General features: G+C 69.3%; 13 protein-coding genes. 6 read left to right on the top strand and 7 right to left on the bottom strand.

Features of this window, described 5'->3' with window-relative positions; translation table 11 throughout:
• Nucleotides 1-811: 811 nt before the first annotated feature.
• A complete protein-coding gene (locus tag ACYVE7_RS00065; RefSeq protein WP_460362042.1) occupies nucleotides 812-2,644 on the bottom strand; it encodes a S9 family peptidase in 1,833 nt (610 codons plus the stop codon).
• Between the two features lie 17 nt (nucleotides 2,645-2,661).
• Nucleotides 2,662-3,663: a helix-turn-helix transcriptional regulator gene (locus tag ACYVE7_RS00060; protein ID WP_460362041.1), complete on the bottom strand. Its 1,002-nt coding sequence runs from the start codon at nucleotides 3,661-3,663 to the stop codon at nucleotides 2,662-2,664.
• A 268-nt stretch (nucleotides 3,664-3,931) separates the two neighbouring features.
• Between ACYVE7_RS00060 and ACYVE7_RS00055 the strand changes: the two genes are divergently transcribed.
• The 6 genes from ACYVE7_RS00055 to ACYVE7_RS00030 all read left to right on the top strand — a co-directional run bounded on the left by ACYVE7_RS00055 (nucleotide 3,932) and on the right by ACYVE7_RS00030 (nucleotide 9,156).
• Nucleotides 3,932-4,822, top strand: coding sequence for an AfsR/SARP family transcriptional regulator (locus ACYVE7_RS00055; RefSeq protein WP_460362039.1), 891 nt, complete (start codon nucleotides 3,932-3,934; stop codon nucleotides 4,820-4,822).
• 281 nt (nucleotides 4,823-5,103) lie between these two features.
• Nucleotides 5,104-5,379 (top strand): hypothetical protein, encoded by a 276-nt coding sequence (locus ACYVE7_RS00050; RefSeq protein ID WP_460362038.1) that lies wholly within the window; start codon nucleotides 5,104-5,106, stop codon nucleotides 5,377-5,379.
• Nucleotides 5,380-5,966: 587 nt separating this feature from the next.
• Nucleotides 5,967-6,998 (top strand): hypothetical protein, encoded by a 1,032-nt coding sequence (locus ACYVE7_RS00045; RefSeq protein WP_460362037.1) that lies wholly within the window; start codon nucleotides 5,967-5,969, stop codon nucleotides 6,996-6,998.
• Between the two features lie 59 nt (nucleotides 6,999-7,057).
• Nucleotides 7,058-7,396, top strand: coding sequence for a hypothetical protein (locus ACYVE7_RS00040; RefSeq protein WP_460362035.1), 339 nt, complete (start codon nucleotides 7,058-7,060; stop codon nucleotides 7,394-7,396).
• Nucleotides 7,397-7,559: 163 nt separating this feature from the next.
• Nucleotides 7,560-7,751: a hypothetical protein gene (locus tag ACYVE7_RS00035; RefSeq protein ID WP_460362033.1), complete on the top strand. Its 192-nt coding sequence runs from the start codon at nucleotides 7,560-7,562 to the stop codon at nucleotides 7,749-7,751.
• Nucleotides 7,752-8,508: 757 nt separating this feature from the next.
• Entirely contained in the window at nucleotides 8,509-9,156 is a 648-nt protein-coding gene (locus ACYVE7_RS00030) for a hypothetical protein (protein ID WP_460362031.1), read from the top strand.
• A gap of 188 nt (nucleotides 9,157-9,344) precedes the next feature.
• Here ACYVE7_RS00030 and ACYVE7_RS00025 read toward each other — a convergent pair whose 3' ends face one another.
• The 5 genes from ACYVE7_RS00025 to ACYVE7_RS00005 form a co-directional block, all read right to left on the bottom strand.
• Nucleotides 9,345-9,986, bottom strand: coding sequence for a C40 family peptidase (locus tag ACYVE7_RS00025; protein WP_460362030.1), 642 nt, complete (start codon nucleotides 9,984-9,986; stop codon nucleotides 9,345-9,347).
• On the bottom strand, nucleotides 9,983-10,876 hold the full coding sequence (locus ACYVE7_RS00020) for a replication-relaxation family protein (protein WP_460362028.1): 894 nt from the start codon (nucleotides 10,874-10,876) through the stop codon (nucleotides 9,983-9,985). The genes ACYVE7_RS00025 and ACYVE7_RS00020 overlap by 4 nt, the downstream gene beginning before the upstream one ends.
• Nucleotides 10,873-13,209: a type IV secretory system conjugative DNA transfer family protein gene (locus tag ACYVE7_RS00015; protein ID WP_460362026.1), complete on the bottom strand. Its 2,337-nt coding sequence runs from the start codon at nucleotides 13,207-13,209 to the stop codon at nucleotides 10,873-10,875. Before ACYVE7_RS00015 ends, ACYVE7_RS00020 begins: the two co-directional genes overlap by 4 nt.
• The gene (locus ACYVE7_RS00010; protein WP_460362024.1) at nucleotides 13,206-14,936 is read right to left on the bottom strand and encodes a VirB4 family type IV secretion system protein; all 1,731 of its coding nucleotides are present in this window, start codon (nucleotides 14,934-14,936) and stop codon (nucleotides 13,206-13,208) included. The genes ACYVE7_RS00015 and ACYVE7_RS00010 overlap by 4 nt, the downstream gene beginning before the upstream one ends.
• On the bottom strand, nucleotides 14,933-16,069 hold a 1,137-nt coding region (locus tag ACYVE7_RS00005), incomplete at its 5' end, for a PrgI family protein (RefSeq protein ID WP_460362022.1). The genes ACYVE7_RS00005 and ACYVE7_RS00010, both read right to left, overlap by 4 nt.

Below are 16,069 nucleotides of genomic sequence, written 5' to 3'. Positions count from 1 at the left end.
CGCAACGATCTCCGTTGCCGCAGCTCAGGGGCTCCGAAACAGCGACGGGGGTCAGAAGACCCAGCCCGTCTCGGAGGGCATAGAAACGCTGACATTGTTCCGGCTCCTTGCGCGGTCGGGTCAGAAGGCCCAGCCCGTCTCGGAGGGCATAGAAACTCGATCATGAAGCTTTCGAGCTTCGGCCTCTTCTTGTCAGCTAGGCCCAGCCCGTCTCGGAGGGCATAGAAATATGTCGACCGGACTGAGGCTGTCGAGGACGATCGTCAGTAGGCCCGGCCCGACCCGGAGGGCATAGAAACGCTGGCTGGCCGGGGTCATCAGAGCGAGGACGTCCGTCAGCAGGCCCAGCCGCATAGAAACACCGTTCGACGGTCTCTTGCCGTTCCCGGGCGCGCGTCAGCAGGCCCAGCCCGTCTCGGAGGGAATAGAAACGGGCACCATGCTGGCGCTGTCCGAGGGGACGCCCGTCAGCAGGCCCAGCCCGTGTCAGAGGGTATAGAAACTCGATCAGGTAGCCGGGTCGTGCGAACAGGTTGTGAGTCAGCAGGCCCAGCCCGACTCGGAGGGCATAGAAACAGAGGAACGGCTCGCCCGTCCTCAGACCGTTGAAGTCGGCAGGCCCAGCCCATCACGGAGGGCATAGAAACACGAACCGGTTGGGGTCGTCACAGGGAGGGGCGGCGTCAGCAGGCCCGGTCCGTCCCGGAGGCATGGAAACGCCATCCCCGCGCGTAGAGCCTGGGCGCGATCTTGATCGCTAGCAGGCTCTGCCCGATTCTTCTGTGTCCTGCCGAGCAAGCCGTCTTTTGAGTCAGGCGACCGGTAGCGGGTTGGGGAGGTTGGCGGTGGTGGTGATCAGGTGGGTGTGGAGGAATTTGCTGATTTTGGTGTAGGCGGCGAGTTCGTTGGTGCGGTTGGTGAAGCCGTGGCCTTCGTCGGGGTAGACGTCGTAGGTGACGTCGATGCCTCGGGCTCGTAGGCGTTGGACGATCTGGTCGGATTCGGTTTGGGGGACGCGGGGGTCGTGGGCGCCTTGGACGACGTAGAGGGGTGCGTTGATGTTGTCGGCGTAGGTGACGGGGCTGCGTTCGAGGAGTTGTTCGGCGCGGGTTTCGGGGTCGCCGAGGACGGTGGAGACGAACGTTTTCCAGGTGGGTGGGGCGGCTTTGGCGAGGGTGAGGAGGTTGGAGGGGCCGCAGATGGAGACGCCTGCGACCCAGTGGTGGGGGAGGCGGGCCAGGCAGGACAGGGCGGCGAAGCCTCCGTAGGAGCCGCCCATGGCGGCCAGGCGGGTGGTGTCGGCCCAGGGGAGGGTGTTGAGGTAGGTGATGGCGTGGTCGAGGTCGTCGAGGTCGGTGCCGCCCCAGTCGCAGTAGATGAGTTTCTGGTGGGCGGTGCCGTAGCCGGTGGATCCGGCGGGGTTGGGGGCCAGGACGGCGATGCCCTGGTGGGCTAGGTGCTGGTAGAGGCCGGATCGGCCGTAGACGGGGCGTTCCTGGGCTTCGGGTCCGCCGTGGATGCACAGCAGGACGGGGTGGGGGCCGGGGCCGTCGGGGCGGTAGAGGACGGCGTGGACGGTGCGTCCGTTCGCGGCGGGGTAGGCGATCATTTCGGGGGCGATCGGGTCGATGGTCTGCAGCGCGGCGGGCCGGGTGTCGGTGAGGTAGCGGAACGCGCGGTGTTCCAGGTCGATGACGGCGAGTTCTGGGGGGCGGGCCGCTGAGTCGAGGAGGACGACGGCGCGGGTGGCGTCACTCGTCAGGGACAAGACCGCGACCACGCCGGGTGGGACGGCGGGGAGCGGGACGGGGACGCCGTCGCGCTGGGCGTGCAGGACCGAACGTCCGCCTTCGTTGACCGACCAGAGGTGGACGCCCGCCGCGGCGTCGATCACTTCGACGTCCCAGGGTGGGGCGGCCAGGGGCGCGAGGGTTTCGGTGGTCAGGTCGTAGAACGCGGCGGCTGTGAACTCGCTCCAGTGGTCGGTGAGGACGTAGAAGCCGCTGGAGTCCTCGGCCCAGGTGCCGGGGTCGAAGACGCCTTCGCCGAAGGCGGCCGACACGCAGCGGGGGGAGGCGTCGGGGTCGTGGAGGTCGGCGAGGTAGAGGGCGATGTCGGTGTGGGAGCGGAAGCCCGTCGACAGGAGCCAGCGTCCGTCGGGGGAGATGCCGATCGCTTCGAACGCGATGCCCTCGGGTGGGGTGAAACGTCGCAGGGCCGCGGTGGCCAGGTCGTGGACGATGAGGTCCTGTGAGGCGGGGTCGCGGTCGTTGGCGGTGTAGGCCAGGAGGCGGCCGGTCGGGTCGAACGGGGCTCCGGCCAGGACCCGCTGGCAGACGTCGGCGGAGCTGATCTCGGTCAGGTCGCTGCCGTCCAGGCCGACGCGGTAGATGCGGAACTGCTCGTCGCCGGTCTCGTCGGCGGTGAACACCAGCTCCTGGCCCGACGGCGCCCACGCGATCTGCCGGACGGTCCGGTCGTCGAAGCCCGCGACGCGACGCGGCTCCCCACCGGCCACCGGAACCACCCACAGGTCGTACCGGCCGGACGCGTGGCTGGAGTAGGCGACCAGCTCGTTGTCCGGTGAGATTTTGAGGGTCGGCTGGAAACGCTGATGAGGAACGAACTCCAGGTACTCGGGCATTGCTCTTCCTCTCGGGTTCAGTCGATCCAGCCGCGGCGCACCGCTGCGGCTCCGGCGGCGAAACGGGTGTCGACACCCAGCTCGTCGCGTATGGCGGTCCAGTGGCGGCGCATGGTGTTCACGCTGATGTCCATTTGCCGGGCGATCGCCTCGTCCGACAGGCCTTGGGTGAGGAGGCGGAGCACCCTGGCCTGCGCCGGGTTGAGGCGGTCGGCGGCCGCGGTGTCGCCGAACGGGATCGCGCGCTCCCACAGCAGCTCGAAGTACTCGCGGAGCGCCGCGACGATGACGGGGGAGCGGACGAGAAGCGCGCCGCCCATCCCCGTCGGGGTGAGGGGCAGCAGCGCGACGGCCTCGTCGGCGAGCTTCATCTTCATGCCGACCCTCGGAAGCAGGCGGGCCTGCTCGCCGGCCGCGACCGCCGCCTCGATCGTCTTGACGCCGATGGGGTGCTCGGCGCAGCGCGTCTCATAGATGGCCCGGCACTGGACCTGGCCGTCGAACACCGGTAGCGGCGGGAAACCGGTCGAGTCATCGAGCGGCGCTTCCAGGACGTAGTTGTCGAGGGTCAGCCAGTCGTGTCTGGCCGCGTTGATGAGCGCGTACGACAGACGGCTGATCTCGTCACGTTCGACGACGACCTGCACGAAACGTTCCGTGCCCGCCGGGGCCGACGACGTGGGGGACTGGTGGAACTCGCTCAGCCGCGTATGCCCGGAGATGAGGCGTTCGTGGTCGCCGGCGAGACGGCGGGTGAGGTCCGTCAGGACGCCTTGGAGCGCGAGCTCCGGTGGGGCGGGCACGAGACGCGGCGGCATCAGCGGGCCGTCGGGCCGCAGGTGCGCCATGCCGCGTGACGTGAGTTCGCTGATCTGGTCGCGGCCGCCGAGCAGGTCGTGGGCGTCCTCTTCCGAGCAGCCGCGTTCGGCGAGCAGCTTCGTGTACGACGTGAAGATCCACTCGGGGACGACCCCGTCGAGGAGCCGCTGCGCGTTGATCTGATCCTGTCCGTCCATCATCACCTCATGACTGAGAGTAATTCTCCGCGTGCTCGTTGCGTTGATCTTTCGTCTGTCCGTGTCGGCATGAGTGGTTGTGCACGATGGTGAGTTCTCATCACGTGAGGGGTAGGCGCGGAACGCCCTCTGGACAGGGGTTTCTGGCGGTCTGGCTGGACGGCGGACGGTCGGTAGTCGCCGTGGAGAGTTTCAAGATCGTTTCGGGTGGCCGCCGGACGGTGTGATCGAGGCGAACGGTCACACCGGAGGAGGGTTCGTGGGAATGCGGATGGCAGGCAGGATGACCAGGTCGTCGCTCGTGATGCTGGGCGTTGTCGGGATCGCGGCGGCGGTGTGGCGGAGCCGCGGCGAAGCGGAGCCGTCCGTGGTGGCCCCGGTGGAGGTCGCCGCGGTGGAGGCGTTGCCGTGCGAGCCGCAGGAGGCTTCGACGTCGCGGCGGCTGGGCGTCGTCAGGCTGCTCGGGCAGTGCTCGGTCGAGGTGGACGGGCGTAGCGCCGGTGGTTGGAGCACCGACACGTGGGCGCTGCTCGGGCTGCTCGCCGAGCACCGGACGTCGCTCCTCACCCGGGAGGCGGCCTGCGCGAAACTCTGGCCCGACGAGGAACGCGCCGAAGACCGGTTCGCCGGCCTGCTCAAAGGGACCCGGGCGAAACTCTGCGAAGTGCTCGGCCTGCCCGGCCGCTACGGGCGCATCGTCATCGAGTTCAAGGGCGGTATCGGATACCGGCTGAACCCCGACTGGTTCACCTGCGACGTCTGGCAGATCCGTGACCTGCTCGCCGTCCAGGGCGCTGGCCGGGGCCGTGCCCTCGGCACCGCGGCCTCGCTGTACACCGGCCGGTACCTGCTCGACGTGCCGCACGGCTGGGCCCGCAAGGAGTCCGACGGGCTGAACCGCGCCATGGTCCAGGCCCACGCCCGGCTCGCCGACCTCGAGCAGACCGCCGCAGGGAAGGCCGGACACCTTGAGCGGGCCACCGCGCTCGACCCCGCCGCCGAGCATCTGCTCCAGGAACGGATGCGGCTCTACGCCCAGCTCGATCAAGGCCAGGCCGTTCACTACTGCTACGACGAGCTCGTCGAGGCGCTTCGGGCTCGCGGCAGAAAGCCGACCTCGAAAACCGAAGAGCTCTACCGGAAGATCTCCGAATCGGTGTGAGAAGGCCTTCTCCTCGGCCGACTTGACGGGCCGACGGAAGGTGATCATTGATAGGTGTGTTCGCGTGTTCGCGCGATCACCATCGGTAGATCGTGGGGGTAGTGGTGGTTGTTCATTACGGCATTCCTGCGCCGTTGATCGGGGAAGAAGGCGAAGTTATCCGGTGGCGCAGGTCATTTCATGGACGGGCTGATCAGATTCTCGAAGCCAAAGCGTTCTCCCGCTATCTGCTCCATGAGACCGGAGTGGCGGAGCACGTCGAATTCACCATCGGGGAATTCATGCGGAACGCGATCAGCCACACGAAGTCAGGGGCCGCTGGGGGATTCCTGCGGGTCTATCTGGCGGTCGGCGCGACGATCTGCGTGGGGGTCCGGGATCTCGGCGGCCATGGCGTTCCTCGCCTTCGGCGGGCGCGGGACGGTGACCGGGGGAGCGGGCAGGGGATCGCCGGGGTCGCCGCCAGGTCGATGAGCGTCGGCTGGAACGGCAGTCCCGAGGCCGGGCACCTGCTGTGGGCGCAGTTCCGCGACTACCGGGACCACCGGAGGGCCTGAACAGGCAAGAGATCGAGAAGGGACCAACCGACTGCTATTCGGCTGGTCCCTTCGCCAGCGTAAGGCCTCCGAGGCGAGGCGGCGGGCGATCGGGGTGGGGCGTGTCGGCCGGGCTACCGATCGGGGGTGATGTCGGGCTACCGCCTTGACCGGTAGGGGCAGGGGGTGGGCTGGCGGCCGACCCTGGCGGGCGTGCAGGGCGCAGATGGTCCGCCCGACTCGTCATCAACGAAGATCCACGTGCATGATTCGCGCGCCCCGTCATTTTGTCGGACTGCACTCCGATCCTTCGACCGCCTTATTAATTCCTCCCTCCCTATCTCGTCTTCTTGTTTCTCTGCCTTATATGCCTGTAGGACGCCGGCCTGGCGCGCCGCGCAATTCGCTATTCGGCCAGCTCGGACGGAGTCAAGCGTGTTGCGATAAAGAATTTGTTGCCTCGCTTGGCCTGGGCAGGTGAGGTATTTTCCGTTCGCTTCATTCAATTCGTTTGCGTCGTCGCCGGAATCGAGAAATGGTCGTGGTGTTCGAAGAAATTCGGGACCGGCGAACGGCGGTCCCGGGGAATTGATGAAGGGGAAAGAAAAATGACCGTGAACCAGATCGCCGAGGCCGTCACCACGAGCGAGTTCCGTCCCGAGGGCGTCGCGGCGAAGGTGTGGGAGGCGCTCATCGGGAACCCGGGCGCGTCGGCCGTCACCCTCGTTACGGAGTCCGGCGTCTCGCGGGCGTCGGTCAGCAAGGCCCTCGCCGCGTTCACCGAGGCGGGGCACGCCACCCGGACGCCGGGCGGCCGCAACGAGGAAGGACGCGCCCTCCCCGACACCTGGACCGCGACCAACACCCGGGCCGACGCCACCCCGGAGACCGACACCGACACCCCGGCCGACGTGACGCTGTATGCCGACGCCCCGGACGCTGACGCCCCGGACGCTGACGCCCAGGCTGCGCCGGACACCGAGCCTGACGCCGACGCCGACGCCGACGCCGACGCCGACGCCGAGCAGGATGCCGCCACGCCCGACAGCGACCCGGACGAGGAAGCCCCGGTGGCGGTCCCCGCCCCGGCGGTATCGCTCGAGGATGCGCTGAAGATCGTCGCCGGTGAGTCCGGCCGTCGCGCCGACGCCGAGGCACGCCTGGCCGCAGCCGAGGCTGACGAGCATGCCCGCCGCGCCGCCGCCGAACTCGCCCTGGCCAAGGCCCGCACCACCGAGGAGATCCGCCGCGCCCTCACCGACCTCCTGGGCGCGGTCACCACCGCCTACGCGGCCCTCCTGTCCGACGAGGACACCGCGCTGGCCACCGGCCTGGAGGCCGTCTACGCAGGTGCGGCGGACGTCCGCAAAGCAGCCCGCATCACCCAGCCGAAGACCGGTGCGGCGTGGGGATCGTCGCGCGGCGAGCGGAGCGCACCCCGCCCGCTGCGTCCGGCCGTCCTCGCCCACCTGACGAAGTTCCCCGAGTCGGCCTTCACCGCCAACGAGATCGCCAAGGTCCTCGGCCGGTCGTCCGGCGCGGTCGCCAACGCCCTGGACACCCTCACGAACCACGGCGACGCCGTCCTCATCGGTGAGGCCCCCAACCGGTTCCGCCTCGCCGACACCCAGGAGTCCTGATCTACCCGCTCACGGGCCCGGCCGGTATGGCCGGGCCCTGGTCACGAAGGGAACAACCCATGCGCGATGAGGTGTTCACCCTGCTCGGGTGGGCATGGGACGTCGACCTGGCCACCCGCCTCGCCCGCCGCCACCCCGTACGCCCGGCTGCTATCCGGACGTTGACGGGCGTACGCGGCCTGATCCGGGTAGACCCCGCACACGCAGCCAACTCCGACCTGAGCAAACCGCTCATCGTTGTCCCGCTACCGTGCGCCCCGCCCCCGGGCAACCAGCTCGTCATCGACGGCTGGCACCGCATCCACCTGGCCCTCCACCTGGGCCTCGACCACCTACCCGCCATCCACCTAACCCCAACCGACGAACTAACCTGCCGCCTCCGCGGCGGCACCATCTGACCAAAAGGGGCGGCCCCATCGAGGGGCCGCCCCTACGCACTCCGGCGGGCAGTGACCCGGCACGTCATCCCGTGATCCACTCTGGCGAGGCGGATCAGCCGGTCCGTGGAAACATGGCAAGACCATCCGGCAGTGGGTATTTCGATCTGGGGCTCTGGCGAAGTTGAACCATAAGAACAAGAACGATCTCGGCCTTCTCGGCAAGTGGCTGCTGGCGGGGCCGGTGTTCCTGGCGGTGAACGCGCTGCTGGTCCACGACCGGGTAACGCCGATCATCGCGGGCTGGGTCGGATTGGGAATCCTCCTGCTCTGCTGGGGCCTCGCCCGGAAGCGGCTGTCGCGGCGGACCGGCTGAGTGTAGGTCCTCGTTCTTCTTGGCCAACCGAGGGAGCCCGCCCTGGAGACCTGCGACATGGCTCTCGGAACCTGTGACTCCCAGCGATAGTTGGCACCAAGATCGCACTGGAGGGGCTGTGGTCCTTGTGAGTGGGGTCTCCGGTTGAGCCGAAGCACGGTAGTTGTCACATAGGCAGGCTTTCTGTCACCTGTGGGCTCCGTGATCGGCCGGGGAGGGCGGGGGCGCGGGCTCGGGCGTTCCGCTCAGGGTGTGTGGTTCCGCTCAGGTCTGCGGGTCCTGGCGGGCCCGTTCCTGGTCGGCCAGGAACCTGTCGAGCAGGTCGAAGAGGACGCTGATGACGTGGGTCTCCTCTTCCGGGGTGAGGTCCGCTCTGAATTCGTTTTGCCGAGGGCGATCTGTTGGATCTGGGCCTCCCAGACGAGGTTGGTGCTGACTTGGTGGCTCCGCGCTGCCCACGCTCGTTCCCGGAAGAGGGCGTTTCGCGTTTCAGGACCGATAGCGCCAGATCGCCAGATGTTGCTATTCTCCGAATGAAGTACCTGTCGATGAAGATCACGAATTCGCATCCGTATCGTAATCAGGGCGACTCCGAACGGAGACACTCATGGCTTGTCCGCAATGTGGGGACACCTCTTATCGACTGGTGAGTCCGGGTATTGCACGATGCAACGGCACTCGTGAAATTTCTACAGGCTTGGATCCGACCGGGGTAGTCACTCCCCCTGGGCCCGCTTCGTATTCGGTCGATTGCGGCATGGAGTATCAAATTCCGAATCCCAATCCCGTTCCGCTTTGCGAATGCGGCCTCCAATCGGTGGGACGCTGTACTCGATGCAGCAAACCCCTTTGCTTCAACGACCTCAGGCGCTGGGAGGGGAAGGTTATTTGTCTTTCCCGCTACGAAGTACACCAGGCGGAGATAGCAGAGAGAAAGAGGCAAGAGACCCAGCAGAAACTTGACGAAAAGGCAAGCATCGAAGCAGGAAAGGTAAAGGCCCAAAAGGAGAGCGATCTCCTTATCCCCCGGCTAGTTAAGACCGGACTTCCCGGTGCAGAGAGGCGATATCGAACCGAAATAAAGCGCGCCATAATGGGTCGACACAAGGACCAATATGGCCGTTACAATCTTAAGGAGATCGACGTTGAACCTGCCTACATCCTGGGCAGTCTTCAGTGGCGGCGAGAATGGATTAGTCCAGAATACGGGACAAAAGAAACGCATTATAGCGAGATCATTACCGGGCTGACCATGTCAGGGAAACTTGTCCAGATGGGCGACGGAAACGGGGGATGGACGGGTTGCGTTAATAATTACAGAGGGGGTTCCTATATTTATTGTGGCGACCCCCATAGATTGCTGTTTTTCCTTCGCAGGGCCGCCCAAAAACTCGGTGTCAAATAGCCTGCTCCGCCTCGACGGAGACCCCAGGCCCTGGCCGTGCGTCAGGTGTGGGACCTGCTGCGCGGCAGAAGACCAATGAAGATCGAGATCGAAGCGGAACCGCAGTAGCCCAATCGCACCCAACGGAGTCCCTGGAGCGGGCACGCCCGGCCGGGGGCCAGATCACGGACAACTCTTTCGAGAACTGGTCATCTCTCTTGAGTCCCTACACCGAGATTTCGGAGGGTGGGGCGGGCTACGCCGATGAGGTCGTGGCGGGTGGTCCATGGGGTGATGCGGATGGTGAGGCCGGTTCTTGGGGCTTCGATCATGTGTTGGGCGTCGAGGATGAGGCCGACGTGGCCGGGGTTGGTGGGGGTGCCGGTGGAGCTGCGGAAGAAGACGAGGTCGCCGGGGGCTTCTTGGCCGGGTGGGACGTGGGGGAGGGCGTGCCATTGGTCGGCGGCGATGCGGGGGAGGGTGATTCCGGTTTGGTGCCAGGCGTAGCGGGTGAGGCCGGAGCAGTCGAAGCCGATGGTTGATGATCCGTGGGCGATGCCGAGGGTGGGGCCGGTGAGCCCGCCGCCGCCCCAGGAGTACGGGGTGCCGAGCCAGCGGAGTGCGGCGGTCACCGCGACTGCGCCGGGGCCGGGCGGGGGGATGGTGAGGGCGCAGCCCGGGTCGGGGGCGGCGGCGTAGGTGGGGTGGGCGAGGTAGTCGGGCGGGATGTCGGTGGGGGTCGCGCAGGGCTGGGTGGGGCCGTCGCCGGGGATGAGGATCGACGTCACGGCGAGGAGGAGTGCGATCAGTGCGCACGCGCTGGTTCCGATGGCTGTGGTCAGGTATTTCATGCGGACGCCGGGGGGTGGGGGGTGTTCCAGGCGTCGCGTAGGGCGGTCAGGGGGCGGCGGGGGCCGGTGGTCGTGGTGGGTAGCCAGATGGGGCCTGCGGGGCCGTCGGGTGTGTGGACGGCGGTCGCTACTTGGACGTCGGTGCGGGTCAGGTGGGTGCGGAGGTTGGTTTCGCGGGTGGGGTTGGGGAGCCAGAACAGGACGGGTGTGGTGATGTTGGTGGCGTCGGCGAGGGCGGCGTAGCCGTCGAGTTTCGCCAGGAGGCGGGGGAGGGGTTCGGTGCCGGTGTCGTGTTCGAGGAAGAAGTCGACGGTGGTGGGTGGTCCGTGGGGGGTGGGTTCGGTCCAGCGGCCGTAGGCGTCGGGGCGGGCGAGGTCGCCCCAGAGGGTGGCGCAGCGGCGTTCGGGCCACCATTCCAGGACGCGGGATCCGTCGGCGCGGGTGCGGGCGGTGCGGTGGAGGTGGGCGAAGAAGTCGTTGACGCCGACCTGGTGGGTGAGGCGGGAGGAAAGAGCGATCGCTGACGCCGAGTCGGGTCGGTAGCGGAGGTCGGTGACGGGGATGCCGCGTTGCGCGGCGAGGTGGTGGGCTCCGGCGGGGCCGAGGATCCAGTGCCAGGGGCGGCTGCCGGTAGGGGCCCAGGGGCGGAAGCGGTCCAGGGCGCGGAGCTGGTGGAGTTCCAGGAGACGGTGGCGGGCGCGGTGGATGCTGGGGAAGAAGATCGCGTTGAGCTGGTCGGTGGTGAGGGTGCGGTGTTCCCAGACCGCTTCGATGATGTGGGAGTCGCGTGGGGTGAGGCGTTCGGCGAGGCCGGTGATGAGGTTGCGGGTGGCGAGATGGCGTTCGGTTCGGGCGGGCTGAAGGCGTCGGGGTGTGCGGGAGCGTGTCATGCGGGGTCCTCCTGGTGTCGCGGGTCTGGGGTGAGGCGGGGCCGGGTCGGGTGGGTGGCGGGGCGGGCGAAGGCGGCGCGGGAGGCGTCGCGGGCCGATTGCCGGCGTCCGGGGATGGGGTCGGGGAGGGGCCGGGTGCGGAAGGTGAAGGCGGGGGAGGGGGCGCCTTTGCCGGTCATGACGCGTCCGGCGGCCTGGTAGGCGCCCAGGTGGGCGAGGTCGTGGGGGGTGAGGATCGGGCCGACGTGGCGGGCCAGGTCGTGGGCGTCTTCGGGTGAGGCGGCGAAGTAGACCTTGTTGCGGGCGTCGGCGGAGACGGCTTCACGCAGGTCGCGGGGCAGCTGGGACAGGTGCTGGTGGGCGAGGGTGAGGGAGAACCGGTAGGCGCGGGCTTCGGCGAGCAGGTCGCTGACCGAGCCGGGCATGTTGAGGAAGTTCTGTGCTTCGTCGATGTAGGCGGCGGCGTCGCGGCGTTGGTGTTCGGGGACGCGGATGCGGGGGGTGATCGCCTGCCAGGAGTGGGCGAGCAGGAGCGAGCCGAGCAGGCGGGTGGCGTCCTCGCCGAGGACGCCTTTGGGGAGGCGGGCCAGGACGAGCCCGCCGCTGTCGAGGGTGCCGGCGAGGTCGAAGGTGGAGGAACCGCCGGACAGGGCGTCGCGGACGAACGGGCGGAGCAGGACGGCGCGCAGCTTGTTCATGACGGGGCCGATGACCGAGGCGCGGGCGCCCGGTGACAGTTCCTCATACGACGCCCAGAATCCGCGCAGCAGCTCGTCGTCGAGCTTGCGGGTGATCCGGGCGCGGAACGGGGTGTCGGTGAGGAGTTTGGGCAGGTCGGCGAGGGTGGCGCGGTGGCCGTGGGCGCGCACCAGGGTGAGGCAGGCCGAGCGCATCAGGTCGTCCAGGCGCGGCCCCCAGGAGGAGGCGAAACAGCGGTGGAAGATGGTGACGACGGAGTCGACGGCGTAGGCGGGGTCGGGTCCGGCGAGGATGTTGAAGCAGGGCGGGCTGCCCGGTTCGGACGGGTCGAACAGGACGGTCCGGTCGATGGCGCGTTCGGGGAGCCGGTCCAGGACGTCGTCGATGAGGTCGCCTTTGGGGTCGATGACCAGGACGCCTCGCCCGGCGTGGGCGTCGGACAGGATCAGGTTGGCGAGGAAGGTGGATTTGCCGACGCCGGTCTGGCCGAGGACGTGCAGGTGTTGACGTCCCGGGGCGACACCCAGCCCGACGGGGCGGGGGTGGCCGCTGTCGGCGTCGCCGAGAACCCGGATGTCCAGACCGGTGGACGGCACCAGCGGGGACGGCGGGACGGGGCGCGCACCGGCCCGGGTGATGCCGGGGGCGGCCAGGTCGTAGGGCAGGTGGGCGACGGCGGCCAGTTCGGCGACCGACATCAGATGGCCGTGGCCCATCCAGCGGCGGCTGACGCGGCCGGGGACGTCGGGGCGGCGCAGGCGTCGCAGGTATTGGTGGCCGGAGGCGAACAGCGCGAACGTCCCGGCGATCTCGTGGGCTCGGCCGCGCAGGCGCGCGGTCTGGCCGGGACGGTCGCTGGTGAGCGTGTAGGAGATCTGGACGGCGAAGCGGGACTGGGCGGCTTTGGCGAGGATGTCGCGGATCTCTACGGCGCGTTCGGGGAACAGGCGGGCCAGCTCGCCGGGGCGGGCGCGCGCGGGCCGTCCCGGGGTGAACAGGTCGAACAGCTCGGCGCGCAGGGTTCCCGAGGTTCCGTTCCGGAGTGCTGAGGCGGCCCGGTAGGCGGCGGCGAGGCGTTTCCCGGTGATCGGCCGCGCCAGGATCTGGACGGCGGCGTGTTCTCCGGGCCGTAGCCCCGACAGTGCGCCGAGCAGGGCGCGCAGCGGGTCGCCGTCGTGCCGGGTGAGCAGCGGATAGTGGTCGGGGCGGGCCGGTGTGAGCCGTCCGCGTGCCGTGCTGCGGGCGGGTCGGGGTGTGGGCGGTGCGGCGGGCCGGGTGGTGACGGTCGCGCCCGGCCACGCCGAGCGGACCGCCATCTCGACCAGGTCGGGTGGGACGGCTCCGGGCACCCACACCTGCACCTTGGTTCCGGCGTGGTCAGCGAGGAACTCCCACGCCAGATGGGGTTGGCCGAACAGGGCGCGTTTCCAGCGGGGCGCGGTCAGCCCCATGATCTGTGACCACCAGGCCGTCGCGCTGCCCGGTTCCACGTGCGGCGGGACGGCGATCTCCACCAGCCGCGCCGACCGTGCCAGCCACGCGTTCCGCGCCCACCACAGCGTGGCCTGCGCGACCGCGACCAGCGCTCCGATCGTCAGGGCCGCCCAGAGGATTCCCGGTTCCGGGGCGATCACAGGTCGCCTCCGTGGTCGGCCGGGGAGGTGGTGGCGAGGGCGTGTTCGTAGGGGTCGGCGACGGCGGTGAAGGCGGCGCGGTCGCCGGTGCCCGCGCAGACGAGCCCTTCGCCCTGGCCGGCCGACAGCAGGAAGAGACGTTCGCCTTCGGTGAGGTCGAACGCCTCGGTGATCTCGTCGATCGCCTGCGGGGCCTGGCGGAGCAGGATCTGGGTGGCGGCGTTGGCGACGACCGCTTTGCCGAGGTCGGAGGCGAGGAGGTCGGCGGCGTCCTGGGTGACGACCGCGAGACCCGCCCAGTGCTTGCGGGCGGATTTGGCGAGCCGGTACAGGAACTTCGCGCCTTCCGCCTCCCGCATGAGGGTCCACGCCTCGTCGACGACGACGAGACGCTTGCGCCGGTCGGCGGGGTTGGCGACGCGCCGCCAGATCGCGTCCAACGCCAGGAGCATCCCGACGGGCCGGACCTCTTCTGCCAGATCCCGCAGCGAGAACACGATCAGATGGCCGTCGGGGCGGGTGGTGGTGGGTCCGGCGAACAGGCTGCGGTAGGAGCCGGAGGTGTAGGGGGCGAGACGTGCGGCCAGCGCGGAGGCCTCGGCGCCGTCGCTGGCCTCCAGCATGGTGGCGAGGTCGGCGAGCAGCGGGGCGGGCCGCTTCCAGGTGCGGCGGTCGCAGGTGATGCCGGCCGCGGCGTAGGTCGCGATGACCGCCTTGTCGAGGGTGGCTTTCTCGGCCGGGGTGAGGGGCTGGCCGAGCATGGTCGCGACGAGGGTCTGCAGGAACATGGCGCGCCGGTCGAGGACGTCGTCGCCGTCGGCCTGGTCGGGCAGGTCGAACGGGTTGAAGCACGTTCCGGGCGTGCCGAGCGCCAGGTGGGTTCCGGCGACGGCGTCTGCGAGGGGCCGGTATTCGTCTTCGGGGTCGATCACGCACACCTCGACCTGGTGGAACAGCAGCCGGAGCACCTCCAGCTTGGTGAAGTAGGACTTGCCCGCGCCGGAGCGGGCGATCGTCACGGAGTTGTGGTTGTCGTGGGCGAACCGGTCCCACAGGACGACACCGCAGGAGTAGGTGTTCAGGCCGAGCAGGACCGGGGTGTCGGCCAGGCGCGGCCGCAGGTCGGGGGAGGCGAACGGGAAGGAGGCGGCCAGGGCCGCGGTGTCGAAGGTGCGGCGGGTCTGGAGGGGGTCGGTGCCCAGGGGGAGGGTCGCGGTCCAGCCCTGCAGGGCGCGGAAGGTGGTGGGGTGGGCGTCCAGCAGGAGCGAGGCGGCGAGGGCTTTGACGTGCTGGACTTGCGCGTCCAGGTCGTCGGCGTCGGAGGCGTGGACGGTCAGATAGAGGCCGACGCGGAACAGTCGCCCGTGGCCTCGGGCCAGCGCGGACGCCAGCTCGGCGGCGTCATCGGCGGCGGCTTCGGCCGCGAAGTCGACGTTGCGGCCGGTCGCGGTGGCCGACTCCAGGCGGGCGAGTTGGCGGCGCAGCCGCTGTGCGGCGACGAGCGGCGGGATCGGCTCGATGTGCAGGGAGATGTCGAGGTGGCCGGGATAGCCGGTGAGCGGGGCGAGCCAGCCCGCGCCGACTTCACGCGGGTAGCCGGCGATCGCGAAGGAGGCGCACAGGCCGTCGGGGAACTCCACCGAACGCGGGTTGATCTTCAAGGTGGACGGGCCGGGCAGGCGGGCGGCGGTCGCGATGAGTTCGGAGGCGAGTCTGGTCAGTTTCATGCGTGGTCTCCCAGAGTGATCAGCTCGTCGGGGCGGGCGGTGCCGACGGGTTCGGCGCGGCGCGGCGACAGCGACCGGACGAGCAGGTCACGGGTGTCGTCGGCGTCCAGGGCAGCCGCGTTGACGCCGAGCGCAAGGAGCGACCGGACGGCTTCCTCGGCGCGGCGGGTGACGATCACGGCGGCGCTGTCGCGTCGGGCGGTGTGCCGGGCGCGGTGTTTCCACAGCGGCTGCTGGTCGGTGTGCTGGTGGCGGAGGACGATGAGGACGTCACGGGTCAGCAGGTCACGGTCGGTGCCGAGGTCGGCGAGGAACGCGGCGTGCCTGCGGGCGGCTTCTTCGAGGGCCGGGTCGGCCAGGGTGTGGGCGTCGCGCTCGACACGGTCGGCGAGATCGGTCAGGTCGACGGGCCGGGCCTGCAGCAGGATCTGCAGCGGGACGTCGAGGGAGTTCAGCCAGCCCGCGAACACCCCGACCAGCGCGGCCTGCTCGGCCTCGGTCCGCAACCCGAACGGCACCGTTCCGGCACGGATGACGACCGCGGTTCCGCCGTCGGCCAGATCCATGACGCCGTCCTCACGGATCGCCCGGACGGGCAGGCGCAGCGGCCCGGGCAGACGCCCCCGGACCCGGCACCAGGCGGGCGGCTCGGCCACCTGCCCCTCGACGGCGACCAGCCGCCGATCCCGGCGCAGAAAGGTGAAGGCGTGCAGGGCGAGCTGGTCGAGGCTCAGCCCGTCCCTGCGGCCCAACGCCAGCACACACCCGCAGACGATCACCGGCAGGACGACCGCGACCAGGACCGGGAGCGGGAGCCGTTCACCGGCCACCAGATACACCCACGCGGCCAGCAGGCCGGTCGCCGACAGGATCGCGACCTGCCGGACGTTCAACTGAGCGATGATCTTGTCGGGCATCTCGACGTCGGCCGGGATCTTCGCGACGAGCCGTTCTCTACTTGCGTGGCGCACGACGTTCTGCCTTTCTGCGACGGCGGGGAGCTTCGAGACGGACCTGCACCTGCGGCGACGCCTGGCGGGCGGGCCGACGGGCCGGAGGCCGGACGGGACCGACCGGCATGGGCGGGCGGCGGTCACGGGCGATGTTCCGTGGGGTTCGCGGCGGCCGGTCGG

The organism is Actinocorallia lasiicapitis (genome assembly GCF_054778695.1).
The sequence above is the reverse complement of the archived record's forward strand: the minus strand, read 5'-3'. Positions and strand labels throughout refer to the sequence as shown.

Coding starts and splice junctions, on each gene's coding strand:
- ACYVE7_RS00065 (WP_460362042.1), bottom strand. CDS start 2,644: ATGCCCGAGTACCTGGAGTTCGTTCCTCATCAGCGTTTCCAGCCGACC.
- ACYVE7_RS00060 (WP_460362041.1), bottom strand. CDS start 3,663: ATGATGGACGGACAGGATCAGATCAACGCGCAGCGGCTCCTCGACGGG.
- ACYVE7_RS00055 (WP_460362039.1), top strand. CDS start 3,932: ATGGCAGGCAGGATGACCAGGTCGTCGCTCGTGATGCTGGGCGTTGTC.
- ACYVE7_RS00050 (WP_460362038.1), top strand. CDS start 5,104: ATGCGGAACGCGATCAGCCACACGAAGTCAGGGGCCGCTGGGGGATTC.
- ACYVE7_RS00045 (WP_460362037.1), top strand. CDS start 5,967: ATGACCGTGAACCAGATCGCCGAGGCCGTCACCACGAGCGAGTTCCGT.
- ACYVE7_RS00040 (WP_460362035.1), top strand. CDS start 7,058: ATGCGCGATGAGGTGTTCACCCTGCTCGGGTGGGCATGGGACGTCGAC.
- ACYVE7_RS00030 (WP_460362031.1), top strand. CDS start 8,509: ATGGAGTATCAAATTCCGAATCCCAATCCCGTTCCGCTTTGCGAATGC.
- ACYVE7_RS00025 (WP_460362030.1), bottom strand. CDS start 9,986: ATGAAATACCTGACCACAGCCATCGGAACCAGCGCGTGCGCACTGATC.
- ACYVE7_RS00020 (WP_460362028.1), bottom strand. CDS start 10,876: ATGACACGCTCCCGCACACCCCGACGCCTTCAGCCCGCCCGAACCGAA.
- ACYVE7_RS00010 (WP_460362024.1), bottom strand. CDS start 14,936: ATGAAACTGACCAGACTCGCCTCCGAACTCATCGCGACCGCCGCCCGC.